Consider the following 23,720-nt stretch of genomic DNA (forward strand, 5'->3'; position numbering starts at 1 on the left):
ACGTCACGTACGTCGGTCGAGACGGCACGTCGTGCCAACTCGGCCGACGGTAGTGACATCTCGGTCGACCGCAGCGACGTCTCGGCCGACGGTAGTGACGTCTCGGCCGGTATTTGTGACGTCTCGGCGGGCGGGGGAGGATAGCGGGGTGAGCGAGCCCTTCGACGTACCCATCACCGACGAGGTCATCCGCCTCGGTCAGTTCATGAAGCTGGCCAACCTGGTCGAGACCGGCTCCGAGGCGCGCCCGGCGATCACCGCCGGCGAGGTGACGGTCAACGGTGAGACCGAGCTCCGCCGCGGCCGCCAGCTCCGCCTCGGCGACGTCGTGGAGTACGCCGGCCAGGCTGCCCGGGTCTCCGACGAGGCCGACTTCGACGTCCCCTGGTGAATCCCCGCCGAATAGGTAGTTCTTGCGGCCGAATCCGTAGTTGCGGCCACCGAAAAGTGAGTTGTGGGCGACGAAACTCGAGTTTCGTCGCCCACAGCTACGTTCTCGGCTGCCAGAACTACAGTCTCGGCCGCCGTTTCTGCGGATTCGGCTGGGTTACTTCTCGACCTTGACCAGGTCGCAGACGAAGATCAGGGTCTCGCCGGGCTTGATCGCACCGCCGGCGCCGCGGTCGCCGTAGCCCAGGTGGGGCGGGATGACGAGCTGACGGCGGCCGCCGACCTTCATGCCGAGGATGCCCTGGTCCCAGCCCTGGATGACCTGGCCGATGCCGACGCGGAAGTCGAGCGGCTCGCCGCGGTTGTAGGACGCGTCGAACTCCTCACCGGTGGAGAGTGCGACGCCGACGTAGTGGACCGATACGCGGTCGCGCTCGGTGGCCTCCTCGCCGTCACCGACGGTGATGTCCTTGATGACGAGGTCGGTCGGAGGGGTGGGGTCGACGAAGTCGATCTCAGGCTTCTGGCTCATGAATTCAGTCTACGTATCGATTCTCGCTGGGGCACACCACCGTCGCGTCGGCCGTCCCGGGGTAGACCGGGGTCAGGCCGTCGGCACGCTCGCGGCCGAGGTTCCACTCCAGCCAGTCGCCCTCGCGGTCGTTGGTCCCGAGCACACAGCTGCGCAGGTCCTCGGGGAGCTTCTTCAGGGCCGGCACCGCGTCGTCGCTGAGCTCGGCGAGGAAGTCGGTGTCGATCTTCCCGGTCTCCTCATAGCGCGAGACGTTGTGCTCGGCGATCCACGCGTCCGGGTTGATCGCAGCGATCCCGAGCAGCGCGACAGCCCCGCTGACCAGCGCGAACCGGCCGAGCCAGAGGCCGCCGCCGATGGCCTTGCCGGTCACCGCGGCGACGAGCCCGGCGATCACCAGCAGACCCAGCCAGGCCTCGAAGACATCGACGAGCAGGCGGAGCTGGGTGAAGCCGTACGCCTCCTGGTAGAGGTGCATCCGGTACAGCGCCGACCCGACGACGACCAGGGCCTCGGCAGCGAGCAGCCCGAGTGCGATCCGCAGCCACAGCCGGTCGGCCGTGGTCTCCACCGGCGCCTTGCGCGCGGCCGCCCAGATCACCAGCAGGGTCAGTGCGGTCGCGACGGTGAGCTGACCGAACCCCTGGTGGACGTACTCGGCGTAGGTGAGCCCCGTCGTCTCGCGCAGGTAGTCCTCGCCGCCGAAGACCGCGGCCGCCTGGGCGGCGAGGAACGCGGCGAAGACGGCGACCACGACTCCGACCGGAGCCAGCCACTCGTAGCGGTTGGCGACGGGCTGTGACGTACGCTCGCCGCGGTCGATCCGGGGCGGGTTCACGGCCAGGTACGCAGCGCCCATCACGACCCCGAAGACGAAGACGGTCATGAAGATCCGGGCTGCGACGGTGTCAGGGCGTACGTCCGGCACGAACTGGTCGACCCAGCTGCCCAGCACCGCGTCGGCGGTGGTGAACAGGAGCCCGAAGATCACCAGGCCGAGCAGCGAGAGCACGGTCGTGCGGGCGACCGCGGCCCCGTGCCCCTTGCCGGAGACGCTGGTCAGCGTGCGGCCCAGCCACGGGATCCCACGCAGCCCGGCCAGCGGCCAGGAGATCCCGGTCAGCACGATCCCGAGCAGGGTCTTCGCCTGGGTGGAGGCGCACAGGATCACCGCGACCGCCGTGAGCAGGCACAGCGCGACCAGCCACTCGGCGTCGCGGAGCACCGCGACCGAGGAGAGCAACGCGAACAGGACGTAGCAGAGGACCGGGAACCAGCTTCGACGCTTCTCGTTCGCCAGCATCACGACCCCGCCGGCGGCCAGCATCACGATGACCGTGCCGAGCCCGGCGTTGCGGTCGGGGATCAGCAGCCCGCCGAGCAGACCGGCGACCACCGCGCCGATGAAGAGCCCGAACCTGCCCGGAACAGCGGAGTCGGGCCAGTAGGCGCCGAAGATGTCGTCGAGGACGGACGGGGCGCCGTAGGCAGGCTTGGGTGCGGTCTCGGTCATGGGAGCAGCCGGGACGGCCGGCTCGGCCGGTTCGGCGGGATCGGCCGCCGGGGGAATGGTGGGCATCTGGATCTCCTCGTGGGTGGGGGTGAGATGACTGGCGAGAGTTCGTGCCGGTGGCCGCAGCGGAAGGTCGACGCGCACCCGGGCGCCGAAGGCACCGGGAAGCGGGTCGAGAAAGGCGATGGAGCCCCCGTGCAGGTCGGTGACCCACCGGGCGATGGCGAGCCCGAGCCCGGTCCCGCCGCCCTCGCCGGAGGCGCTGAGCGTGCCGAAGGGCTCGAAGACGCGGCCCCGGTCGGTGGACGGGATGCCGGGTCCGGAGTCGAGGACCTCGAGGTGGTAGCGCTCGCCGTCGACTCCGGCCCGCACGGTGACGATGCCGCCGCGCGGGCTGTGCCGGGAGGCGTTGTCGAGCAGGTTGACGACGAGCTGGCTGAGGCGATCGGGGTCGGCATCGACGACCAGGTCGGCCGGTACGTCGATCTCGTAGGTGACCGGCCGCCCGTTGACCCGCGTCTCCGCGACGCAGGCCTCCAGCAGCGGGCCGAGCTCGACCGAGGCGGTGCTCAGCGGCGCCTTGCCGGCGTCGACACGTGCCAGGTCGAGCAGGTCCTCGACCAGCCGGCTCAGACGCTCGGCCTGGCCGAGCGCCGTCTCCAGCGCGGCCGGGTCGGATCCGACGCCGTCGACGAGGTTCTCCAGCACGACGGTGAGAGCAGCCAGCGGCGTACGCAGCTCATGGGAGACGTTGGCGACCAGGTCACGGCGCTGGCGGTCGACGGCGCCGAGGTCGCTGGCCATCGTGTTGAACGCACGGCCCAGCTGACCGACCTCGTCGGCACCGACCGCAGGCACCGAGACCGAGTAGTCGCCCCGCGCCATCCGCCGGGCAGCGAGGGTCATCTGCCGCAGCGGGGACGTCATCCCGGCCGCCAGCAGCTGGGTGACCGCGAGCGCGATCCCGACCGTGACCGGGATCGAGATCCACGGCGAGACTCCGGCGACCCGCCCGACCGAGCCGACGACCGCCGCGACCAGGGCGCTCGCGGCGACCAGGAGACCGAGCTTTACCTTGATCGAGGAGACCCGCTCCAACGGGGTCATTCGCCGGCCTCGAGCGCGTAGCCGACGCCGTGCACGGTCCGCACCCGCTCGGATCCGATCTTGGCCCGCAGCCCCTTCACGTGGCTGTCGACGGTGCGCGTGCCCGAAGCGTCGTTCCAGCCCCAGACCTCGGAGAGCAGCCGCTCGCGGGTGACCACGGCACCCGGGTCGGCGGCCAGGCAGACCAGCAGGTCGAACTCGGTCGGGGTCAGCCTCACCTCGGACTCGTCGACCCACACGCGTCGGGCTGCCGGATCCATCCGCAGCCCCCCGATCTCAGCCGTACGCCGCGGCGACCCCGCCAGCTCGGCGGCCCGCTCCACCCGGCGCAGGAGCGCGTTGACCCGGGCGACCAGCTCACGGGCCCGGAACGGCTTGGTCAGGTAGTCGTCGGCCCCGACGCCGAGCCCGACGAGCACATCGGCCTCCTCGACTCGCGCGGTGAGCATGAGGACCGGCACGGGGCGTACGGCCTGGATCCGGCGACACACCTCCAGGCCGTCGTAGCCGGGCAGCATCACGTCGAGCACGACCAGGTCAGGAGCGGTCGACTCGAAGCAGGAGACCGCCCCGGGGCCGTCCCACGCCCGGACGACGTCGTACCCCTCCGCCGAGAGCCGGTCGGAGACGGCCTGGTTGATGACCGGCTCGTCCTCGACGACGAGGACCCGGCGCGTCACTTGTTCTGGCACATGCTCAGGCTAGAAGCCCGAGTCGCCGGAAAGGCTGCAGAAGTTGTGCAGGTCCTGTGAAGGAAGGGGCATGTGCCGCGATCCGGCTGCGTCGGCTCCGGCTCCGGCGGCCGGGCCGATCCCGGCACGACGGTGACGTCGCATTCCCGCCGGTGTCGGGAGATTCTGCTCCCTACGGTTGCAGCATGCAGATCGAAACCGAGGCACAGGTGCCAGTGCGGCTCAGCGTCCCCACGATCGTGTTCATGGCGCTGGCGGCCGCGCTCGGGACCTCGACCATCTACCCGATGCAGCCCGCGATCACGACGGTGGCCGAATCGCTCGATACGGACGTCGCCTCCATCGGACTGGCCCTTGCCGGCGGTCCCGTCGGCTACATGCTGGGACTCGCGCTTCTCGTGCCGCTGGTCGACCGGCTCCCGCCAGGACGCGTCCTCGCAGCGCAGTTCGGGGTCCTGGCGCTCGGGCTCGCCGCCAGCGCTGCCGCAGCCACCGTGACGCTCCTGGGGGCAGTGATGGTCGTGGTCGGGGCATGCTCGTCGGTCGGAGCCGGTCTCAGCTCGTTCGCAGGGCGGCTGGCACCGGCGGGACGGCGCGCCACCGTTCTGGGGACGGTGACCGCCGGCATCTCGGTGGGGATCCTCGCCGGTCGAATCGTCGGTGGCTGGCTGACCGACGAGCTCGGATGGCGCGCCATGCTGCTCGTGCTCGCTGCCGCCTGCGGACTCATCGCCATGGGTTGCGTGCTGGTGCTGCCCCACGCGACAGCGGCCGGCGAGCGTGGCTATCTCGCTTCGTTGCGGTCGGTGCCGGGACTGATCGTGGGGCACCCCGTTCTGCGTTCTGCTGCTCTGCGGGGCTCGCTGTGGTTCTTCGCGTTCTGCACGGTGTGGGCCGGCATCGCTGTCGCTCTGTCCGAGCCCCCGTACTCACTGCCGGCCGAGCAGATCGGCCTGTACGCCCTGGCGGGCCTGTCGGGTCTGCTGTCCACCCAGGTCGCCGGGAGGTGGGCGGACCGGGTGGGCGCTCGACGGGTGATCGTGGTCGGCCTCGGCCTCGCCGGAGCGGCTGCGGTCGCTGTGGGGTTCAGCCTCTCGAACACCGTCGTGACGTTGATCTGTCTTGCGATCTTCGACGCCGGGCTGTTCGCCGCTCAGGTCGCCAACCAAAGCACCGTCCTGGCGATCGACCCGGCGGCGCCGGCGCGCTTCAACAGCGCGTACATGTTGGTCTACTTCGTCGGTGGCAGCATCGGAACCGCTTGTGGTGTCGCGGCTGTCGAGTGGTTCGGCTGGCCCATGACCGCCCTGGTCGCCGCTGCCGCCATCGGACTGGCAGCTACGTCTGGTGGACGTACGCCTCGAGCTGGTCGCGCTCGAAGGCGAGCTGGTCGATGCGGTGCTTGACCAGGTCGCCGATGCTGACGATGCCGACCAGGTCGCCGTCGGGGGAGACGACCGGCATGTGCCGGATCCGCCGCTTGGTCATGATCGCCAGGATCTCGTCGATGGTGGCCTCGGGAACACAGGTCTCGACCTCGGCGGTCATGATCGAGGAGACCTCGGCGGCGAGCAGCGCGTCGTTCTCGTGGAGGCGCCGGACCACGTCGCGCTCGGAGACGATCCCGGCGACGGCGGTGCTGTCGCTGCTGACGACACAGGCCCCGATGCCGTGCTCGGAGAGCACCCCGAGCAGGTCACGCACGGTGGCGGTTGATGCGATCGTGACGACTTCTGCGATCGCCTTGCGAGTGAGTACGTCCGCGATCTTCATGCACCAACGGTAGCGGCCGTGACGTACGTCACGCCAGGGTCTGTTCCGGAACGCCTACTCGGTCCCCGGACGGCGGAACGCGGTGACCGACCCCGGCTGCGCGGCCGGCCAGTCGGCGTCGTTGTTGCCGTCGGGCAGCCCACCGAGGAACGAGAGCACGGCGTCGTGCAGGTGACCGTTGGTGGCCAGCGCGTTGCCGCCCCACGGTCCCGGGTCGCCGGCCAGCGAGGTGAACTGGCCGCCGGCCTCACGCACGATGATGTCGAGCGCGGCCATGTCGTAGAGCTCGAGCTCCGGCTCCACCGCGATGTCGACAGCGCCCTCGGCGACGAGCATGTAGGACCAGAAGTCGGAGTAGGCACGGGTGCGCCAGCAGCTGCGCATCAGCGCCAGGAAGTCCTCGAGCCGCTCGCGCTCCTCCCAGCCGTGCAGCGAGGAGTAGGACATCGAGGCGTCCTCCAGGCGGCGTACGTCCGAGACCTGGCAGCGGGTCGACTTCATCAGCGACTTGCCGGTGTGGGCGCCCTGGCCCTTCGCCGCCCACCAGCGCCGACCGAGCTGGGGCGCGGAGACGACCGACATCACGACCTCGTTGTCGACCGCGAGCGCGATCAGGGTCGCCCAGACCGGCACGCCGCGCACGAAGTTCTTGGTGCCGTCGATCGGGTCGACGATCCAGCGGCGGCTGGACGAGCCCGAGGATCCCGACTCCTCGCCGGTGATCGCGTCCCGCGTACGCGCGCGAGAGAGCGTGCGCCGGATCGACTCCTCCACGGCCTTGTCCGCGTCGGAGACGGGAGTGAGGTCGGGCTTGGTCATGACGTGCAGGTCGAGCGCCTTGAACCGCGACGTCGACAGCGAGTCGGCGTCGTCGGCCAGCAGGTGCGCCAGCCGCAGGTCGTCGTTGAAGTCAGGAGTGCTCGCCACGAAGGTCCACTCTAGTGGCTCCGCCCTCGGAGCGAACCCTCCCCTGGTAACCGGTTACCCACGAAAACACCGCCCGGGGCATGGTGGTCAGAGCGCGTACGTCGGCACGGACCGCGCCTCGAGCAGGCGCCGGAACGAGGCGACCCGTTCCGGATCGAGCCTGCCGTCCTCGATCGCGATGTCGAGCCCGCATTCCGGCGAATCCTCGGCGTGCGAGCAGCCGCGCGGGCACTCCGCGGTCGCCTCCTGCAGATCGGGGAAGGAGACGATGAGCCGTTCCGGCTCGACGTGAGCCAGCCCGAACGTACGGATCCCCGGGGTGTCGATGATCCAGCCCCCACCGTCGGCGGAGTCCGGAAGCCGCAGCATCAACGCCGACGTGGAGGTGTGCCGCCCCCGCCCGGTGACGGCGTTGACGTGCCCGACCTCGCGCCCGGCGTCGGGAACGATGGCGTTGACCAGCGTCGACTTGCCCACTCCGCTGTGGCCGAGGAGGACCGACGTACGTCCCTCGAGCCTGGCCTGCAGTGCGCTCATGTCCCCGCCCCGCTGGGTCACCAACCACGGCACCCCCAGCGACCGGTAGATGGAGACGAGCGACTCCGGGTCGGCCAGGTCGGCCTTGGTGATGCACAGCAGCGGTTCGATGCCCGCCTCCAGGGCAGCCACCAGCGCGCGGTCGATGAACCCCGTGCGCGGCTCGGGGTCGGCGATCGCGGTGACGATCACCAGCTGGTCGGCGTTGGCCACCACGACCCGCTCGACGGGGTCGTCGTCGTCGGCCGTACGTCGCAGCACGGTCTCCCGGGGCTCGAGCTCGACGATCCGCGCCAGTGCCCCCTCCGCACCCGAGGTGTCGCCGACGACCTTCACCCGGTCGCCGACGACCACGCCCTTGCGGCCGAGCGGGCGGGCCTTGACCGCCCACACCTCGACATCGGGGGCCTCGTCCATGACCAGCGTGAACCGACCACGGTCGACGGTGATCACTCGTCCGAGGTCGGCGTCGTCATAGCTGGGCCGGTCCTTCGTCCGCGGCCGGGTGCGGCGCCGGGGACGGTCGTAGTGCTCGACGTCCTCGGTCCCGTAGCGCCGCTGTGCCTTCGCCATGGGGTTCTCAGAAGAGCCCGGCCCAGAAGGGCGCGAAGTCGGTGAAGGTCTTGGAGGTGGTGGTGATGTTCTCGACCAGTACGTCCTCGACGACAGCCCCGATGATCACGCCGGCATGGGCCATCCGGTGGTCGGCGTAGGTGTGGAACACCCCACCGTGCAGCGTCGCGGGGCGGATCGTCAGCCCGTCGGGATGCTCGGTGACGTCGGCCCCGAGCGCACCCAGCTCGCGCGCGAGCGCGGCGAGCCGATCGGTCTCGTGGCCCCGGATGTGGCCGATGCCGGTCAGGTGAGAAGGAGTCGAGGCGAGCGCGCACAGCGCCGCGACGGCAGGGGTGAGCTCACCGATGTCGTGCATGTCCAGGTCGATCCCGGTGAGCCGCTCCGGCCCGGTCACGGTCAGCCCGTCGTCGGTGATGCTCACCTCGCAGCCCATCAACGAGAGCACCTCGCGCAGCTGGTCGCCCGGCTGGTCGGTGGCCTCCGGCCAGTCGCGCACGGTCACGGTGCCACCCGAGACCGCGGCCAGGGCCAGGAACGGAGCCGCGTTGGAGAGGTCCGGCTCGATGGTGCGGTCCAGCGCCTGGATCGGTCCTGGTGCCACCGTCCATCGGTTGGCGTCAGCGTCGTCGACCGCGACCCCGTTCTCACGCAGCATCGCGACCGTCATGTCGATATGGGGGAGCGAGGGCACGGGCTTGCCCTCGTGGCGGATGTCCACACCGTTCTCGTAGCGCGCCCCCGCGAGCAGCAGCGCGCTGATGAACTGGCTCGAGGCCGAGGCGTCGACCACCACGGTCCCGCCCGGCACGGCACCGGCGCCGTGGATCGCGAACGGCAGCGCGTCCCCGTCGATCGAGACCCCGAGGTCGCGAAGCGCACGCAGCACCTCGCCGACCGGCCGGTTGCGCATGTGCGGGTCGCCGTCGAAGGCGACCGTGCCGGTGGAGAGCGCGGCCACCGGAGGCACGAACCGCATCACCGTCCCCGCCAGCCCGCAGTCGACCTCGGCATCGGCGCCGAACGCCCCCGGTGTCACGACCCAGTCGTCTCCCGAGGTGTCCACCTGCGACCCCAACGACGTCAGCGCTGCCGCCATCAGCAGCGTGTCGCGGGACCGAAGCGCACGACGTACGACGCTGGGCCCCTCCGCGATCGAGGCGAGCACCAGCGCCCGATTGGTGAGCGACTTGCTGCCGGGCAGCGACACCGTCGCCGTCACCGGACCGTGCGCTCGGGGCGCCGGCCAGGGGTCGGCCGGCCCGTTGGCAGGGTCAGCGGCACGGTCCGTCGTCGTAGTCACAGGTCCAACTTTAGAGGTTCCGCGAGCAGGGGCGGCCGTCGGTCACCGGGGATGAAATCACCCGATCCCGAGCGCCTTCAGGAAGCCCTTCCAGGTCAGACCGCCTGTTGCGGCACCGCGCTCGACCTCGGGCGTCGCGCTCGGGCTCGCGCTGGGCACATCGGAACCCTCGGGCAGCGAGGGGCTGCCGCTGGGGCTGCCCGGGATGCTGGGAAGGTCCGAAGACGGCGTCGGCACCTGTGGCACGTCAGGAGTCGTCGGCGGTGTGGGCACCTGTGGCACGTCGGGAGTCGTGGGCGGTGTGGGCACCTGCGGAACGTCCGGCGTCTCGGTGGGAGTCGGCGTCGGCGTCGGCGTCGGGGTCGGCGTCGGCGTCGGGGTCGGCTCCGGAGTGGCGGTGCCGCTGGTCGAGGCGGTGTTGTTGGTGGTGTCGCTGTCCTCGTAGCCGGTGGGCTCGATGCTGGCCTCGAAGGTCCACGTCGCGCCCGACTGTGGGATGAACGCGAAGTGGGCGGCCTCGCCGTCACCGGCGAGCGTGCACTCGTGGGTGACGGTGCCGTTGGCCGGCATGGTGGTGGCGGGAGCGCCACAGGCGGACCAGGCGAAACCGGGTCCGAAGTAGGGCGAGGCGACGCCGGTCATGTTGATCCGGAGCATCGTCGACCGGCCCTCGGCAGCCTCGGGGAGGCCGTCTACAGAGACCACGACGTCCTCGTAGTCGTGCAGGTCGGAGACGCCGGGGACGGTGAAGACCCCGCCCACGCCCGACTCGTGACGGTGGCTAACCCCGACTTTTGGGTCGTTCTTCGGAGCCTGCTCGAAGGTCACCTCCACAGCGCCGACGTCCTTGCCGCCGTGGCCGTCCGAGATCCGATAGGTGAAGGTGTCACTGGCGCCGTCGTAGCCGGCGGTCATCGTGTAGACGACCTTGCCGCCGACGATCTCGGCCATGCCGTGCGCCGGCTTCTCGACGATCTTGACCAGCGCGAGAGCGTCGCCGTTGTCGTCGGCGTCGTTGGCGAGCACGTCGATGGTGGTCGTGGCCGAGCTCGGCTGGTTGCCGTTGCCGTTCCCGTTGTTGCCCTGGCCGTTGCCGTTGCCGCCGGTCACCGTGGCCGTGGCTGCGTCGTCGACGGCCTTCGGGTCGGCGTTGGGGGTGGCGATGTCGACGGTGCCGGCGACTTCGCCGCCGTTGCCGTCGGTGAGGACGTACTCGATGGTGTCGGTGCCACGCCAGCCGATGTCGGCCTGGTAGGTCACCGTGGTGACGGGTTCGCCGGCCATCCGTAGACCACCGAAGATCGCGCCGCTGACGCTGCCGCCCTTACCGCCCGAGCCCGAGGTGCCGCCTATGGTGACGGTGCCGTGGGCGGGGGAGGCGACGGTGGCCTCCTTGACCGAGAGCGGGTCGCCGTTGGCATCGGTCGCGCCCTTGGTCAGATCGATGACCGTCTTGCCGCCGGGCTGTCCGCTCACCGTGGAGATCGGTGTCGTGATCACAGGCGCCTGCTGGGCCTGAGCGGGAGCGGGCTGATCGGTCGGCTGGTCAGCGGGCTGATCCGCGGGCTGGTCAGCCGGTTTGTCGGCAGGTTTGTCGGCGGGCTTGTCGGCCGGAGCCGCCGGATCGGCCGGAGCCGGGTCGGCAGCCGCCGGCGCCTCGGCGGCTGGCTTGTCGGCCACCGGCGTCTTCGGGGTCGGGCTGCCGCTGGTGAGCGCGATCCCTGCGGCCACCGCAGCAGCGGCCGCGGCGACACCGGCGCCGGCTCCGACCGTACGTCCCACAGGATCGCCCAGCACCCAGTCCTTGACCCGCCCGAAGAAGAGCAGCACGCCACCCTTGGCGGCGACGCCACTTCCGACGGCGAGGTAGCCCGCGCCCGCGGCGCCGAGCAGGGCCGGAGCCAGCCAAGCGCCCATCCCGGAGTTGACCTCGGTGAGCTCGAGGTAGATCGCGGTGCACGGACGGCAGTCCTGCAGGTGGTCGTCGACCTTCGTCGAGTCACGCTTGGACAGGCCGTTGCGGATGTAGGCGCCCAGGTTGGCACGGGTGGTCGCGCACGCCTCCTCGCCTGCGTCCTGGGCGTGCATGGAGATGAACGCCTGCTTGAGGCCCTCACGCGCCCGGTAGGCGAGCGCGGAGACCGAGTTGGCCGACATGCCGAGCATCGGCGCGATCTCGGCCGGCTTCTGGCCCTCGACCTCGGTGTGCCACAGCACCTGCTGCCAGCGCTCCGGAAGCTGCTGGAACGCCTTCGCGGCGGCCTGGTTGTCGAAGCCCGAGACCGCGGTGTCCTCGAACGGCACACCCGGGTCGAACGGGGTCAGGTCGTCGGTGGTGGTCAGCTTCGAGGCGGCGCGGATCTTGTCCACGTGGAGCCGGCGCAGCGACGTCAGCAGGTAGGCGCGGAACGCCAGGTCCGGGCCGCCGCCCCGCTGCAGCACGTTGAGCACCTTGGCGAACGCCTCGGAGACGAGGTCGTCGGCGTCGCCGGGCGACACCAGCTGGCGGGCGAGGCGGCGGGCAGCCTCGACATGGCGCTCGAACAGCGTCCCGTACGCATCCAGGTCACCACCACGGACAGCGGTGATCAGCTCGGCGTCGCCAGGGGCGTCGAGGGTAGGTAGAGAGGTGGGGGTCGATTCGCTCACAGCACCAGAGACGTTAGAAGGACGGAGGTATGACGCGGGTTGCGCCAACGGGAGACATGCGTTGTGCTAACGACCACGGAAGCCCGCACGTCACGCCCCTCTCCCCGGATCTGACAACAAGTTTTCGCGAAACCCAGAAAATGTGGGTCTCGATCGCGTCATGGTTGCTGATTTGGTACGTCAAGTCCATGTGCAGCGCGATCGGTTGCGCGCGCACCACTGTATCCATGACCCAGCAACTTCGGACAAGGAACGACACCAACGCCAGGAAACACGAGAAAAGAGGTGAGTCGTGCGGCTGTTCTCCCGGGGTCGGCGTGCGCCTGCACCCACCTCGCCTGAGATCACAGAGCTCTCCGACGGGCAGCGCGCGGCGCTCCCGCCGCGCTTCGAGGCCGTCGCCGAGGCGCTCGCCGAGCACAGCAACTACGTCGCCGAGGCCTGCTGGGTCGTCGGCCACGACCTTGCCGAGTCAGGTGTGCCCCTGGGGGAGAGCCTCGAGGACCTTCGGATGACCACGCAGGCCGTGGAAGACCGCGACCCGGCGTTCGTCGAGGTGCACGCGCTGTCCGTCGCCTGGAGCGAGGCGACGCTGGGCTATCTGCACACCATCTCCTGTGCCGACCCGCTCACCGGTCTCGCCACCCTCGCGCACCTACGGGAACGCATCTCGGACCTCTACCGTGAAGCCACGGCGCGCAGTCACGCGCTGGTCGTCACCGACGCCCATCTCCCGGGCGCCCCCGGCGGGAAGACCGACAGCATCGCCACCGCCCGCCGGATGTCGCTGCTGGGCCAGACCGCCCGGTCGGTCTTCGCGACCGCGGCGGCCGTCGGACAGGTCGGTCACAGCCGGATGGTCGTGGTCGCCCCGCGTGACGAGACGCTGGTCAAACGGCTCGGCCTCCTCAAGCGGATGGTCGAGCACAGCGCCGACCGGATCTGGATCGAAGGACTCCCGGAGAACGACAGGTCGGCGGGCCACCTGCTCGACGAGCTCGCTCGCGGAGCCTAGAAATACCTCCGAACACCACCGGCCCCCGGCGCTAAGGTGAACGTATGTGCGGTCGTTACGCGTCCAGCCGCCAACCCGACGAGCTGGCCGAGGAGTTCGAGATCGATGAGCTGCGCCTTCAGGAGCCGCTCACCGAGAGCTACAACGTGGCCCCGACCGACGATGTCTATGCCGTCCTCGAGCGCCCGCCGCGCGAGGAAGCAGCCTCCAGCGAGCGCCAGCTCCGTTCCGTACGTTGGGGTCTGGTCCCCTCCTGGGCCAAGGACGTCAAGATCGGCAACCGGATGATCAACGCCCGGATGGAGACGGTGGGCGACAAGCCCGCCTATCGACGGGCCTTCGCGAAGCGGCGGTGCCTGCTGCCGGCCGACGGCTACTTCGAGTGGTACGCCACCGAGGCCAAGGACGCGAAGGGCAAGCCCCGCAAGCAGCCCTACTTCATCACCCCGAAGGACGGGGGCGTGCTGGCGATGGCCGGCCTCTACGAGCTCTGGCCCGACCCCGCCAAGGCCGAGGACGACCCAGCCCGCTGGCTGTGGTCGTGCACCGTGATCACGACCGAGGCCGAGGATTCGCTGGGTCGCATCCACGACCGGATGCCGCTCATGGTGGAACCCGAGCGCTGGGGCCAGTGGCTCGACCCGACGCGTCCGGGCGATCTGGATCTGCTGACCCCGGCGGCGCCCGGCCGGCTGGAGGCCTACCCGGTCTCGACGCTGGTGAGCAACGTACGCAACAACGGCCGCGAGCTCGTCGAGCCGCTGCCGATCGAGGAAGCCTGGGGATGACATGGGTGGAACCACGACGCAGATGATCGACACGCCCTACGGACAGGGGCGGCTCTACACCCGCCGGGCGCGACGACCACAGGCGACCCTGCTGCTCTCCCACGGTGCCGGCAACGGCATCGACACCCACGACCTGATGGCGCTCAACGACGCGCTGCCGGCCCAGGGGATCACCGTGGTCCGTTTCGAGCAGCCCTGGCGGGTCAAGGGGAAGCCGGTGGCGACGCCGCCCAAGTCGCTCGACGCAGCGCTCACCCTGGCCGCCAACTGGATGCGGGTGCGCACCCCGCTGGTGGTCGGAGGCCGCTCCGCCGGGGCCCGCTCGGCGGTCCGTACGGCGCGCGGCTTCGGCGCCGCGGGGGCGCTCTGCCTGGCCTTCCCGCTGCACCCGATCGCCAAGCCGGGCATCTCGCGTGCCTACGAGCTGCTGGAGTCCAGGGTGCCGACGCTGGTGCTGCAGGGCACCCGGGACAGGTTCGGCAAGCCCGAGGAGTTCCCGGAGGGGATCGAGGTCACCCCGATCCCGGGAGCGGACCATTCCCTGGTCGTCGGCAAGCGTGGCCCGATCACGCAGGCCGACGCCGACGCGATCCTGGTCGAGTCCACCCTGGAGTGGCTGGTCCGCGAGGTCATCGTCTAGCGGGAATGTTTGTCGCCCGCTGTGGCGTTCACTGAACATGACCATCCTGCTCGAACGCCCCGACGCGAATGTGTCGCAGATGAGCGCCCCGCTGCTCGCGCGCGTACCCTGGGACGTGATGAGCGACAACAACGATGAGGTCGACCTGGCCACAGAGACACCCGAGGAGCGTGCGCTGCGCTTCGAGCGGGACGCGCTGCCCTTCCTCGACCAGCTCTACTCGGCGGCGATGCGGATGACCCGCAACCCGTCCGACGCGGAGGACCTGGTGCAGGAGACGTTCGCCAAGGCCTACTCCTCCTTCCACCAGTTCAAGCCCGGCACCAATCTGAAGGCCTGGCTCTACCGCATCCTCACGAACACCTTCATCAACACCTACCGCAAGAAGCAGCGCCAGCCGCAGCAGTCGATGTCCGAGGACGTCGAGGACTGGCAGCTCGCGCGGGCCGAGTCGCACACCTCGACCGGCCTGAAGTCCGCGGAGATGGAGGCGCTCGAGCACCTGCCCGACTCTCAGGTGAAGGACGCCCTGCAGCGTCTCCCGGAGGAGTTCCGGCTCGCTGTCTACCTCGCCGACGTCGAGGGATTCGCCTACAAGGAGATCGCCGAGATCATGGAAACCCCGATCGGCACCGTGATGTCGCGGCTTCACCGCGGCCGGCGCCAGCTGCGCGATCTTCTCTCCGACTACGTTCGCACCAACGACCTCACCGGCGCTCGTGGAGGTGCGTCATGAGTGCCCACAAACATGACGCCTCACCCACCGACTGCGCGGACTTCCTCGAGCAGATCGTCTTCCTGATCGATAACGAGCTCGCCGCGGCCGACGCCGACCAGGTCAAGCTCCACCTGCAGAGCTGCAACCCCTGCCTGGAGACGTACGACCAGCAGCGCCTCGTCAAGGCGGTCGTGGCGCGCTCGTGCACCGAGGTCGCCCCGGGCGAGCTGCGCGCAAAGATCATGGTCCAGATCCAGGAGCTCCGCACGAGGTCCTGAACCGGCCACAAACGCGACGAGAGCCCCAGCCGATCGGCTGGGGCTCTTGCGTCTTGACTGCTCTGACCTCGTGACGAGGGTCAGCGGTCAGGCGTTGGGGCGCTTGCCGTGGTTCGCGCCCTTCTTGCGGCGCGCGCGGCGCTTGCGGCCAGTCTTGCCCATGATGATCTCCTCCATTGGGGTACGTGGACCCCGAGGGGCCTCGGGACAGTCTCTCAAAACCATGCGCGGGAGGGCGAATCTCGACCCGCAGTCACGTCAGGTACGTGGCGTTCGACTTCTTCAGGGCCGCGACGACGACCAGCAGCAGGTCGCCGCGGATCTGCGGGATGTCGTTGCTGAGCGCGAGCTGGATGTAGAGGGCCCGCAGGAAGGCCTCGGCGTTGCCGGTGAGCAGGAACGGGTCGCGGTCGGGCGTCTCCGGGGTGGCGGTGGCGACGGTGACGATCCGGTTGATCCACGGCTCCATGATGTTGAGCGGGACCAGGTTGCGGCGCAGCACGGACATCGTGGCCGCCGCCAGCCGGTCGGGCTCGCCGTGGGCGTAGATGGTGTCCCCGCGGGCGAGCACCCGGTCGGCGACCACGTCGAGGATCACCGTCAGCTCGGGCTTGCCGAGGTGCTCGGAGGCGGCCAGGGTGCCGAGCGCGTCGGCGCCGCGGGCGACCGCATGCGCCCAGCCACGCTCGGGTACGAAGGCTCGCAGGTCGCGCTCGCGCAGCAGCCAGGTGGCGATCCGGTCGCCCCACTCCAGCACCTTCTCCGCACGCACCAGCGAGCGGGCGTTGTCGCGGGCGATGCACTCGGCCAGGGCCTCGACCGAGGACGCCCGCCGGAAGACGCCGTTGTTGCCGGAGTCGCCCAGACCGACCACCAGCCCGGCCGCCATACCGTCGCCCAGACCCCCGAGCAGGTCGTCGTAGACGCCGCGCTGGATCCACGTCGACAGGGCAGGCACGGCCAGCCCGCTGCGTACGTCCGGATCCGGGTCGCCGAGCATCCGGGTGAGCTCGATGGTGAGGTCACCCAGCGGCCGGTCGGTGGGTACGGCGAGACCGGTTGAATGAACCTCGCGCCAGTACGCCTCCGACATGGGGAACATCCTGCCAAACCCGGCCACGCGCCGACCACCGACCCGCGCAATGCGCATACCTTGGTCTACATCTACGCTGTCGGCGTGCCCACCCTGAGCGAGCTCGCCCAGAGCCACACCGAACTCGACAACGACGATGTCGAGTGGCTTCAGCTGCTCATGGCCGACTGGCAGATCCTGGCCGACCTCTCCTTCGCCGACCTGGTGCTGTGGCTGCCGGACAAGTCCGGGAACGGCTTCTGGGCGGCCGGTCAGATGCGTCCCACGACCGGTCCCACGGCCTATGTCGACGACATCGTCGGCATGTTCGTGCCGAAGGGGCGCCACGCCACCCTGGACGACGCCGTCGACGCCGGCCGGCTCGTTCGTGAGGGCGACCCGGAGTGGCGCGACGACCTCCCCGTGCGGGTCGAGACCATCCCCGTACGCCGCGCCGGCCGCATCATCGCGGTGCTGAGCCGCAACACCAACCTGCTCGGCGTACGCACGCCCTCGAAGCTCGAGCTGTCCTACCTGCAGACCGCCGCCGACCTGACCCAGATGGTGGCCAACGGCTACTTCCCGGCGGTCGGCCAGCGCAGCGACCACACCGACACCCCTCGGGTCGGGGACGGGTTCGTGCGGGTGGATGCCGACGGCGTCGTCGACTACGCCAGTCCCAACGCGCTCTCGGTCTTCCGCCGGCTGGGGCTCTCCGGCGACCTCGCCGGCCAGTCCCTGGCCGGGATGACCCGGGCCCTGGTGCCGCCGCGCAAGCGCCCCGACGAGGAGACGCTGAGCGCGGTCCTCGGCGGTCGGGCGCACCGCGACACCGAGATCGACACCGGGGTGATGGCGATCATCATGCGCTCGATCCCGCTGCGGCCACGTGGCGAGGCGATCGGTGCGCTGGTGCTGCTGCGCGACGTCACCGACCTGCGCCGACGCGATCGTGAGCTCGTCACCAAGGACGCCACGATCCGCGAGATCCACCATCGAGTGAAGAACAACCTACAAACCGTGGCCGCGCTGCTGCGGATGCAATCTCGCCGGGTCGACTCCGGTGTGGCACAGGATGCGCTGAACGAGGCCGTACGGCGTGTCGGGTCCATCGCACTGGTCCACGAGATCCTCTCCCAGCAGGCCGTCGAGGAGACCGTCGAGTTCGACGAGATCGCCGACCGGCTCGCTTCCATGGTGGGAGAGGTCACCTCGGTCGGCGTCGCCGTGCGGGTACGCCGAGAGGGCTCGTTCGGGTCGCTGCCATCGGAGGTGGCCACGCCGATGGCGATGGTCGTCACCGAGCTGCTGCAGAACGCGGTCGAGCACGGCTACCGCGGCAACGGTCCGGGCGATCCCGAGACCGGCAAGATCGTGATGTCCGTACGACAGCAACCCGCCGGGCATCTCCAGGTGACCATCGAGGACGACGGTCATGGACTACCCGACGGGTTCAGTCTCGACACATCGACAAACTTGGGGTTGTCGATCGTGAAGACTCTCGTCGAAGGCGAGCTCGGGGGCCGGCTCTCGTTGGGGCCCCGGCCGGACGGCCATGGGGCGAGAGCTGCGGTCGAGCTGCCGTTGGAGCTCTAGGTGGATCGCTAGGGGTTGATGGCCTCTAGGGGTTGGTCAGACGGCGGTGCGGACACGGGAGCGGGCGTTGCGGCGCTTCAGCGCACGACGCTCGTCCTCGCTCAGTCCACCCCACACGCCGTGGTCCTGACCGGCCTCAAGAGCCCACTGAAGACACTGCTCCCGGACGTCGCAACGCCGGCAGACCTGCTTGGCTTCCTCGATCTGGAGGATGGCCGGACCGGTGTTTCCGATGGGGAAGAACAGTTCCGGGTCTTCATCGAGACAAGCCGAACGGTGGCGCCAATCCATGGCTGGGTAGACCCTCTTTCTGACGTAGGATGGGCAAGGCCCTGGTGATTCGAGACCCTGCGAGTCGGCACGTGGCGGGGATGTGTGAATGTCTTCACGTGCGTGCTGGTCTCTAGAGTTCCAAGAAATGGACGCCGAAACAACCCCTAACCAGTGTCTGGTTCGTCACCGGACCGTAACACTCAGTCTTCCTGGGGCTAGACAATTCGGTAACGCGGTGAGTTACCGGAAAATCCGGTCGTGTATGCTACTGCGGATTTTCTGAGGCTTGGCGAGGGTTCTAGGCTGCTGAGGTGACCGCGCTGCACCGCCCCTGGACTCTCCTGCTGACCCTGATCGCCGCAGGCGTCGAGACCGCGGCGATGCTGTTGTGGGGAGCGCTGGAGTTCGTACGCATCCCCGACGCCGCCTCGCTCACGACCGCGATCGCGGGCGGACTGTTCTTCCTGCTCTGCGCCGCCGGCATCGGCTGGTGCTCCTACATGCTCTGGCGACTGGAGTCGTGGGCGCGGGCGCCGCTGGTGCTCGTCCAGCTGATCGTGCTCGGCCTGGCCTGGAACCTGCGTGAGGACCTCGCGATCGCGGGCGGGCTGGCGCTGGTCGCGGTCGTCGCCCTCGTCGGCATCTTCGCGCCGCCGAGCATCGCCGCGCTCGAGGAGCGCTAGTCAGTCCTCCTCTAGCGCCTTGCGCAGCTGGAGGAGCGATCGGTTGAGCAGCCGGGAGACCTGCATCTGGGAGACGCCGAGCTCGGCGGCGATCTCGGTCTGGGTCTTGTTGCGGAAGAACTTCAGCATCAGCACCTGCTTCTCGTGGGCGGAGAGGCTGTCGAGCACGGGCTTGATCGACTCCCGCACCTCGACGTCGTCCAGGCGCAGGTCGTGGGCGGTCAGCGAGTCGAGCATCGGTGCGGTCTCGTCGGTCTCGGAGTCCAGGGACAGCGCCGCGTACGCGTTGCTGGACTCCAGGCCCTCCACGACGGTCTCGAGGCTGACCCCGAGCCGGGTGGCGAGATCGCGGGCCGTGGGGGAGCGGCCGAGCTCCTGGGAGAGCTCGGCGGTGGCGTCGCGGAGGTTCTGCTGCAGATCGCGAAGGCGACGGGGGACGCTGACGGCCCACCGGCTGTCGCGGAAGTAACGCTTGATCTCGCCGAGGATCGTGGGCACCGCGTACGTCGAGAACTCCACGTCGCGGGAGAGGTCGTAGCGGTCCACGGCGTTGAGGAGGCCGACGACGCCGACCTGGACGAGGTCCTCGTGCGGCTCGCCGCGACCGTAGAACTGGGAGGCGCAGTATTCGACCAACGCCATGTTGAGGTGGACCAGCTCGTCGCGGACGGCGGTCCGTTCCGTATCGGGCAGGTCCGGCCCGGCGAGGGCCCTGAAGAGCTCCCGGGAGCGTGCGCGGGCGTCGTCCACCTCGCGGGTGCTCCTGGACCTCGACGACCGGATCGTCTCCTGCGCCATGTCAGCGCGCGGCTCCAAGCGGGGTCGCTCCCGCGACCAGGGAGATCCTGAGCTGATCACCGTCGGGGGTGGCGGTGACCTCCCTGGCCAGGGTGGTGAGCACCTGCCAGGCGAAGCTCTCCTCGTCGATCTCCGACTCGGTGTCGCGGGTCGTGGTCACGGTCACCCCGATGGTGTCCTCACCGAGGTCGAAGACGACGTCCAGGTCAGCAGCCTCCGCGGCGCACTCCAGGCAGATCGCCGCCGCCTCGCTGACCGCCATCCGCAGGTCCTCGATGTCCTCGAGCGTGAAGTCGAGGCGAGCGGCCAGCGCGGCCGTCGTCGTACGCAGCACGGAGACGTAAGCGCCTTCTGCGGGAAGGCGCAGCTCGACCTGGGGCATCTGGGTTGTCAGTCCTTCTGTGGGAGTCCCGATGATTATGCAACGAGACCGGTCTCGCCGCCCCGTTAACGCACCACAGCCGCTCCAGGAACGGAGCGGCTGTGGTGCGCGGGCCGAGCTTCGAGAAAGCTCAGGCCTTCTTGTCCTCAGGCCTTCTTGGTCGCCCAGAAGATCTCGGCGATCTCGTCGATCTTGGCGAGGAGCTTGTCGGCGGTCTCGAGGTCGAGGGTGCCCTTGGTGCCGGCGGCGCCGGCGAGCTTGGTGGCCTCGTTGACGAGGGTGTGGAGCTGGGGGTAGGCCTCGAAGTGCGGGGGCTTGAAGTAGTCGGTCCACAGCACCCAGAGGTGTTCCTTGACCAGGTTGGAGCGCTGCTCCTTGATCACGATGGCGCGGGTGCGGAAGTCGGGGTCGTCGCTGTCCAGGGCCTTGGCGATGACGGCCTTGACGGACTCGGCCTCGATGCGGGCCTGGGCGGGGTCGTAGACGCCGCAGGGCAGGTCGCAGTGGGCCGAGACCTCGATGGTGGGAGCGAAAAGTCGCGCGAACATGCGGGTCCTCTCAAAGAGTGTTCATGTGTCCTACGGATTGCGACACTACTCCGCATGGAAGACATCGCGGCCAGGGCACCCCGACACAGCTGGGGGATGGCGAAGGTCGTAGGGGTCTCGATGGAGCCGACGCTGCGAGCGGGGGACCGGTTGTGGGTCTCCTACGGACGTACGCCCGTGCCCGGGTGCGTGGTCGTCGGACGGCTCGCCGACGGGGCGGTCGTGGTGAAGCGGGCGGTCGAGCGGCGTACGACCGTCTCCGGGCGCTCCGGGTGGTGGCTGCTCTCGGACAACCCGGCTGCTCCGGGGGTGATCGACTCCCGTCACCGGGGGCCGGTCGCGGACACCGACGTGATCGGCGTCGTCGTGGCCCGACTGTGGCCGCGCCCACGCATCCTGGGGCAAGTCTCTGGATGAGGGCTCCAGATGAGGCCTTGGTCACCTTGTAGGAAACATCAACCGCTTCCTCCGGTAGCCTGTGGGAAACTGCCATCCGGGCATCACATCCCTGTAGATGGCGCCTTGCGCGGCTCCACCCCTCGGCTCGCGTTCGACCGCCCGACGTCCGAGTCTGTAGTTTCTGGAGGCCCCCCAATGACCGAGTCCACCCTGTCCACCGAGTCCACCGCCTATGACGGCGACCCGGTGTTCGAGCTTCACCGCGGCGGCAAGATGGCGATCGCTGCGACCGCATCGGTCTCCGACAGGGCATCGCTGTCGATGGCCTACACCCCCGGCGTCGCCCGGGTCTGCACCGCGATCGCCGAGAACCCGGAGCTGTCCCAGACCTACACCTGGGTGCCGAACACCGTCGCGGTCGTCACCGACGGCACCGCGGTGCTCGGTCTCGGTGACATCGGCCCGTCCGCCGCGATGCCGGTGATGGAGGGCAAGGCGGTGCTGTTCAAGGAGTTCGGCGGCGTCGACTCCATCCCGATCTGCCTGGACACCACCGACGTCGACGAGATCGTCGAGACCGTCATCCGGATGGCGCCCTCGTTCGGGGGGATCAACCTGGAGGACATCTCCGCGCCGCGCTGCTTCGAGATCGAGGACCGCCTCAAGGAGGCGCTCGACATCCCGGTCTTCCACGACGACCAGCACGGCACCGCCGTGGTCACGCTGGCCGCGCTGATGAACGCGCTGAAGCTGACCGGCCGCAACCCGGAGTCGACCCGTGTGGTCATCTCGGGTGCCGGCGCCGCCGGCGTCGCGGTCGCCAAGATCCTGCTCGAGTTCGGCATCAAGGACCTCGTCCTCCTCGACCGCAAGGGCGTCATCTCCTCCACCCGCTCGGACCTGACCGAGTCGAAGAAGGCGATCGCCGAGGTGACCGCGGACGTCACCGGCCGCTCGGGCTCGCTGGCCGACGCGCTGGCCGGCGCCGATGTCTACGTCGGCGTCTCCGGCGGCACCGTCCCCGAGGAGCTCGTCGCGACCATGGCGCCGCAGGGGATCGTCTTCGCGATGGCCAACCCGAACCCCGAGATCCACCCTGACGTGGCTCACAAGTACGCCAGCATCGTCGCCACCGGGCGCTCGGACTTCCCCAACCAGATCAACAACGTCCTCGCCTTCCCCGGCATCTTCCGGGGTGCGATCGACGTGCGCGCCTCCTCGATCACCGAGGGCATGAAGCTCGCCGCCGCGCAGGCGCTGGCCGCTCTGGTCGGTGACGAGCTGTCCGCGGACAAGATCATCCCCGAGCCGTTCGACCCGCGCGTCGGCCCCGCCGTCTCCGCTGCGGTCGCCGAGGCCGCTCGGGCTGACGGGGTCGCTCGCGCCTGACGTAGCCGAGTCGGCGCGTTCTGACGCGCCGACTCGGCAGGTCTGACTGTCAAGACGGGCCGACTCGTCGGGGCACGGTCGGTAGGGTCGGGCGCATGTTCGCTGCGTACGCCGAGAAGTTCTCATCCGACGATCCGATCTCCGGCCTCGTGCTGGGGGAGCGGCCCGACCCTGTCGCTCCGGACGGGTGGACGACTGTCACCGTCAAGGCGGCCTCGCTCAACCACCACGACCTGTGGTCGCTGCAGGGCGTCGGCCTCAAGGCCGAGGCGCTGCCGATGATCCTGGGCTGCGACGCGGCCGGGCTCGATGAGGACGGCAACGAGGTCGTGGTGCACTCGGTGGTCTCCTCGCCCGACTGGTCCGGCGACGAGACCCTCGACCCGAAGCGGTCGCTGCTCTCCGAGCGTCATCAGGGCACCTTCGCCGAGAAGGTCGTCGTGCCGCGACGCAACGTCGTACCGAAGCCCGCCGGGATGTCGTTCGAGGAGGCCGCCTGCCTGCCGACGGCGTGGCTGACCGCCTACCGGATGCTGTTCACCCAGGGCGGCCTCAAGGCCGGCGACTCGGTGCTGGTCCAGGGCGCCGGCGGTGGCGTCGCGACCGCGGCGATCACGCTCGCGCGGGCGGCCGGCCTGAAGGTCTACGCGACCTCGCGCGACGAGGCCAAGCAGAAGCGTGCCCTCGAGCTCGGTGCCCACGAGGCTCTGCCGTCGGGGGAGCGGCTGCCGGTCAAGGTCGACGCGGTGATCGAGACCGTCGGGCGCGCGACCTGGAAGCACTCGGTGCGCTCGCTGCGGCCGGGCGGGGCGATCATCATCAGCGGCACCACGTCGGGGGCGAACCTCGACGACGCGCTGCTGACCAACATCTTCTTCCTGCAGCTGAAGGTGATCGGCTCGACGATGGGCACCCGCAGCGAGCTGGCGAGCCTGGTCTCGCTGCTCGAGGCCACCGGCGCCCGCCCGCTCATCGACCGCACCATGCCGCTGACCGAGGCCAAGGCCGGCTTCGAGGCGATGCACGCCGGTGACCTCTTCGGGAAGGTCGTCTTCACGCTGTGACGCCGGCGGTGTGACGTACGGAATATCGTTCGACTCTCCCCGGTTCAGCAAGGGACCATTGAGTGTCACTGCCGGGGGGCT

The 23,720-nt window shown here is 69.6% G+C and carries 26 protein-coding genes; 12 read left to right on the forward strand and 14 right to left on the reverse strand.

Going from position 1 to position 23,720, the window contains the following annotated elements; genetic code table 11:
- Positions 1-148: 148 nt before the first annotated feature.
- Positions 149-391: an RNA-binding S4 domain-containing protein gene (locus tag ACIRON_RS08240; protein WP_091050911.1), complete on the forward strand. Its 243-nt coding sequence runs from the start codon at positions 149-151 to the stop codon at positions 389-391.
- Positions 392-547: 156 nt separating this feature from the next.
- Here the strand turns inward: ACIRON_RS08240 and ACIRON_RS08245 are convergent, their stop codons facing one another.
- The 3 genes from ACIRON_RS08245 to ACIRON_RS08255 are packed head-to-tail and all read right to left on the reverse strand — an operon-like array spanning position 548 to position 4,234.
- The gene (locus ACIRON_RS08245; RefSeq protein ID WP_091050909.1) at positions 548-922 is read right to left on the reverse strand and encodes an FKBP-type peptidyl-prolyl cis-trans isomerase; all 375 of its coding nucleotides are present in this window, start codon (positions 920-922) and stop codon (positions 548-550) included.
- Between the two features lie 4 nt (positions 923-926).
- Entirely contained in the window at positions 927-3,542 is a 2,616-nt protein-coding gene (locus ACIRON_RS08250; RefSeq protein ID WP_402991424.1) for a DUF4153 domain-containing protein, read from the reverse strand.
- On the reverse strand, positions 3,539-4,234 hold the full coding sequence (locus ACIRON_RS08255; RefSeq protein WP_402991427.1) for a response regulator: 696 nt from the start codon (positions 4,232-4,234) through the stop codon (positions 3,539-3,541). The genes ACIRON_RS08250 and ACIRON_RS08255 overlap by 4 nt, the downstream gene beginning before the upstream one ends.
- Before the next feature lie 185 nt (positions 4,235-4,419).
- Here ACIRON_RS08255 and ACIRON_RS08260 point away from each other — a divergent pair, with 185 nt between their 5' ends.
- Entirely contained in the window at positions 4,420-5,640 is a 1,221-nt protein-coding gene (locus ACIRON_RS08260) for an MFS transporter (RefSeq protein WP_402991430.1), read from the forward strand.
- On the opposite strand, the gene ACIRON_RS08265 is transcribed toward ACIRON_RS08260, so the two are convergent.
- The 5 genes from ACIRON_RS08265 to ACIRON_RS08285 form a co-directional block, all read right to left on the reverse strand.
- Positions 5,573-6,007, reverse strand: a complete 435-nt coding sequence (locus ACIRON_RS08265; RefSeq protein WP_402991433.1) for a CBS domain-containing protein — start codon at positions 6,005-6,007, stop codon at positions 5,573-5,575. The genes ACIRON_RS08260 and ACIRON_RS08265 overlap by 68 nt on opposite strands.
- Before the next feature lie 54 nt (positions 6,008-6,061).
- On the reverse strand, positions 6,062-6,934 hold the full coding sequence (locus ACIRON_RS08270; RefSeq protein ID WP_091050896.1) for an inositol monophosphatase family protein: 873 nt from the start codon (positions 6,932-6,934) through the stop codon (positions 6,062-6,064).
- An 87-nt stretch (positions 6,935-7,021) separates the two neighbouring features.
- On the reverse strand, positions 7,022-8,044 hold the full coding sequence (rsgA, locus tag ACIRON_RS08275; RefSeq protein ID WP_402991438.1) for a ribosome small subunit-dependent GTPase A: 1,023 nt from the start codon (positions 8,042-8,044) through the stop codon (positions 7,022-7,024).
- A 7-nt stretch (positions 8,045-8,051) separates the two neighbouring features.
- The gene (gene aroA / locus ACIRON_RS08280) at positions 8,052-9,347 is read right to left on the reverse strand and encodes a 3-phosphoshikimate 1-carboxyvinyltransferase (RefSeq protein ID WP_402991441.1); all 1,296 of its coding nucleotides are present in this window, start codon (positions 9,345-9,347) and stop codon (positions 8,052-8,054) included.
- Between the two features lie 57 nt (positions 9,348-9,404).
- The gene (locus ACIRON_RS08285) at positions 9,405-11,996 is read right to left on the reverse strand and encodes a sigma-70 family RNA polymerase sigma factor (RefSeq protein WP_402991444.1); all 2,592 of its coding nucleotides are present in this window, start codon (positions 11,994-11,996) and stop codon (positions 9,405-9,407) included.
- A gap of 292 nt (positions 11,997-12,288) precedes the next feature.
- Between ACIRON_RS08285 and ACIRON_RS08290 the strand changes: the two genes are divergently transcribed.
- The 5 genes from ACIRON_RS08290 to rsrA all read left to right on the forward strand — a co-directional run bounded on the left by ACIRON_RS08290 (position 12,289) and on the right by rsrA (position 15,435).
- Positions 12,289-13,011, forward strand: coding sequence for a hypothetical protein (locus tag ACIRON_RS08290; RefSeq protein ID WP_402991447.1), 723 nt, complete (start codon positions 12,289-12,291; stop codon positions 13,009-13,011).
- A gap of 44 nt (positions 13,012-13,055) precedes the next feature.
- Positions 13,056-13,799 carry an SOS response-associated peptidase gene (locus ACIRON_RS08295; RefSeq protein WP_402991450.1) on the forward strand — a complete coding sequence of 248 codons (744 nt, stop codon included), beginning with the start codon at positions 13,056-13,058 and terminating at the stop codon, positions 13,797-13,799.
- 1 nt (position 13,800) lies between these two features.
- On the forward strand, positions 13,801-14,439 hold the full coding sequence (locus ACIRON_RS08300) for an alpha/beta family hydrolase (RefSeq protein ID WP_378726580.1): 639 nt from the start codon (positions 13,801-13,803) through the stop codon (positions 14,437-14,439).
- Positions 14,440-14,557: 118 nt separating this feature from the next.
- Positions 14,558-15,175 carry a sigma-70 family RNA polymerase sigma factor gene (locus ACIRON_RS08305; protein WP_183544482.1) on the forward strand — a complete coding sequence of 206 codons (618 nt, stop codon included), beginning with the start codon at positions 14,558-14,560 and terminating at the stop codon, positions 15,173-15,175.
- The gene (gene rsrA, locus ACIRON_RS08310; protein WP_402991454.1) at positions 15,172-15,435 is read left to right on the forward strand and encodes a mycothiol system anti-sigma-R factor; all 264 of its coding nucleotides are present in this window, start codon (positions 15,172-15,174) and stop codon (positions 15,433-15,435) included. The genes ACIRON_RS08305 and rsrA overlap by 4 nt, the downstream gene beginning before the upstream one ends.
- An 87-nt stretch (positions 15,436-15,522) precedes the next feature.
- Here the strand turns inward: rsrA and ACIRON_RS08315 are convergent, their stop codons facing one another.
- On the reverse strand, positions 15,523-15,597 hold the full coding sequence (locus tag ACIRON_RS08315) for a 50S ribosomal protein bL37 (protein ID WP_369797015.1): 75 nt from the start codon (positions 15,595-15,597) through the stop codon (positions 15,523-15,525).
- Positions 15,598-15,688: 91 nt separating this feature from the next.
- Entirely contained in the window at positions 15,689-16,528 is an 840-nt protein-coding gene (locus ACIRON_RS08320) for a DUF2785 domain-containing protein (protein WP_091050877.1), read from the reverse strand.
- An 84-nt stretch (positions 16,529-16,612) separates the two neighbouring features.
- Here ACIRON_RS08320 and ACIRON_RS08325 point away from each other — a divergent pair, with 84 nt between their 5' ends.
- Positions 16,613-18,103, forward strand: coding sequence for a sensor histidine kinase (locus ACIRON_RS08325; protein WP_091050876.1), 1,491 nt, complete (start codon positions 16,613-16,615; stop codon positions 18,101-18,103).
- 36 nt (positions 18,104-18,139) lie between these two features.
- Here ACIRON_RS08325 and ACIRON_RS08330 read toward each other — a convergent pair whose 3' ends face one another.
- Entirely contained in the window at positions 18,140-18,394 is a 255-nt protein-coding gene (locus tag ACIRON_RS08330) for a WhiB family transcriptional regulator (RefSeq protein WP_008362075.1), read from the reverse strand.
- A gap of 293 nt (positions 18,395-18,687) precedes the next feature.
- On the opposite strand from ACIRON_RS08330, the gene ACIRON_RS08335 reads away from it, so the two are divergent.
- Positions 18,688-19,059, forward strand: a complete 372-nt coding sequence (locus tag ACIRON_RS08335) for a hypothetical protein (RefSeq protein WP_402991459.1) — start codon at positions 18,688-18,690, stop codon at positions 19,057-19,059.
- On the opposite strand, the gene ACIRON_RS08340 is transcribed toward ACIRON_RS08335, so the two are convergent.
- The 3 genes from ACIRON_RS08340 to sodN form a co-directional block, all read right to left on the reverse strand.
- Positions 19,060-19,809, reverse strand: coding sequence for a SigB/SigF/SigG family RNA polymerase sigma factor (locus tag ACIRON_RS08340; protein WP_402991461.1), 750 nt, complete (start codon positions 19,807-19,809; stop codon positions 19,060-19,062).
- 49 nt (positions 19,810-19,858) lie between these two features.
- A complete protein-coding gene (locus ACIRON_RS08345) occupies positions 19,859-20,239 on the reverse strand; it encodes an anti-sigma factor (protein ID WP_402991464.1) in 381 nt (126 codons plus the stop codon).
- A gap of 146 nt (positions 20,240-20,385) precedes the next feature.
- Entirely contained in the window at positions 20,386-20,787 is a 402-nt protein-coding gene (gene sodN, locus ACIRON_RS08350) for a superoxide dismutase, Ni (RefSeq protein ID WP_402991466.1), read from the reverse strand.
- Positions 20,788-20,841: 54 nt separating this feature from the next.
- Here sodN and ACIRON_RS08355 point away from each other — a divergent pair, with 54 nt between their 5' ends.
- From ACIRON_RS08355 to ACIRON_RS08365, 3 genes are all read left to right on the forward strand, one after another.
- Positions 20,842-21,204: a S24 family peptidase gene (locus tag ACIRON_RS08355; RefSeq protein ID WP_402991469.1), complete on the forward strand. Its 363-nt coding sequence runs from the start codon at positions 20,842-20,844 to the stop codon at positions 21,202-21,204.
- A 177-nt stretch (positions 21,205-21,381) separates the two neighbouring features.
- Positions 21,382-22,575 (forward strand): NADP-dependent malic enzyme, encoded by a 1,194-nt coding sequence (locus ACIRON_RS08360; protein ID WP_402991472.1) that lies wholly within the window; start codon positions 21,382-21,384, stop codon positions 22,573-22,575.
- A 95-nt stretch (positions 22,576-22,670) separates the two neighbouring features.
- Complete coding sequence (locus ACIRON_RS08365; RefSeq protein ID WP_378868374.1) at positions 22,671-23,639, forward strand: zinc-binding dehydrogenase; 969 nt, start codon at positions 22,671-22,673, stop codon at positions 23,637-23,639.
- Positions 23,640-23,720 lie beyond the last annotated feature (81 nt).

It is taken from the genome of Nocardioides sp. NPDC101246, assembly GCF_044767415.1.
Classification (GTDB): Bacteria; Actinomycetota; Actinomycetes; order Propionibacteriales; family Nocardioidaceae; genus Nocardioides.

What these genes read in the sequence shown, in the direction of transcription:
- ACIRON_RS08365 (WP_378868374.1), top strand. Translation starts at nt 22,671, where the DNA reads ATGTTCGCTGCGTACGCCGAGAAGTTCTCATCCGACGATCCGATCTCC.
- ACIRON_RS08300 (WP_378726580.1), top strand. Translation starts at nt 13,801, where the DNA reads ATGGGTGGAACCACGACGCAGATGATCGACACGCCCTACGGACAGGGG.
- ACIRON_RS08360 (WP_402991472.1), top strand. Translation starts at nt 21,382, where the DNA reads ATGACCGAGTCCACCCTGTCCACCGAGTCCACCGCCTATGACGGCGAC.
- ACIRON_RS08355 (WP_402991469.1), top strand. Translation starts at nt 20,842, where the DNA reads ATGGAAGACATCGCGGCCAGGGCACCCCGACACAGCTGGGGGATGGCG.
- sodN (WP_402991466.1), bottom strand. Translation starts at nt 20,787, where the DNA reads ATGTTCGCGCGACTTTTCGCTCCCACCATCGAGGTCTCGGCCCACTGC.
- ACIRON_RS08250 (WP_402991424.1), bottom strand. Translation starts at nt 3,542, where the DNA reads ATGACCCCGTTGGAGCGGGTCTCCTCGATCAAGGTAAAGCTCGGTCTC.
- ACIRON_RS08265 (WP_402991433.1), bottom strand. Translation starts at nt 6,007, where the DNA reads ATGAAGATCGCGGACGTACTCACTCGCAAGGCGATCGCAGAAGTCGTC.
- ACIRON_RS08320 (WP_091050877.1), bottom strand. Translation starts at nt 16,528, where the DNA reads ATGTCGGAGGCGTACTGGCGCGAGGTTCATTCAACCGGTCTCGCCGTA.
- rsgA (WP_402991438.1), bottom strand. Translation starts at nt 8,044, where the DNA reads ATGGCGAAGGCACAGCGGCGCTACGGGACCGAGGACGTCGAGCACTAC.
- ACIRON_RS08330 (WP_008362075.1), bottom strand. Translation starts at nt 18,394, where the DNA reads ATGGATTGGCGCCACCGTTCGGCTTGTCTCGATGAAGACCCGGAACTG.
- ACIRON_RS08345 (WP_402991464.1), bottom strand. Translation starts at nt 20,239, where the DNA reads ATGCCCCAGGTCGAGCTGCGCCTTCCCGCAGAAGGCGCTTACGTCTCC.
- rsrA (WP_402991454.1), top strand. Translation starts at nt 15,172, where the DNA reads ATGAGTGCCCACAAACATGACGCCTCACCCACCGACTGCGCGGACTTC.
- ACIRON_RS08245 (WP_091050909.1), bottom strand. Translation starts at nt 922, where the DNA reads ATGAGCCAGAAGCCTGAGATCGACTTCGTCGACCCCACCCCTCCGACC.
- ACIRON_RS08295 (WP_402991450.1), top strand. Translation starts at nt 13,056, where the DNA reads ATGTGCGGTCGTTACGCGTCCAGCCGCCAACCCGACGAGCTGGCCGAG.
- ACIRON_RS08260 (WP_402991430.1), top strand. Translation starts at nt 4,420, where the DNA reads ATGCAGATCGAAACCGAGGCACAGGTGCCAGTGCGGCTCAGCGTCCCC.
- ACIRON_RS08305 (WP_183544482.1), top strand. Translation starts at nt 14,558, where the DNA reads ATGAGCGACAACAACGATGAGGTCGACCTGGCCACAGAGACACCCGAG.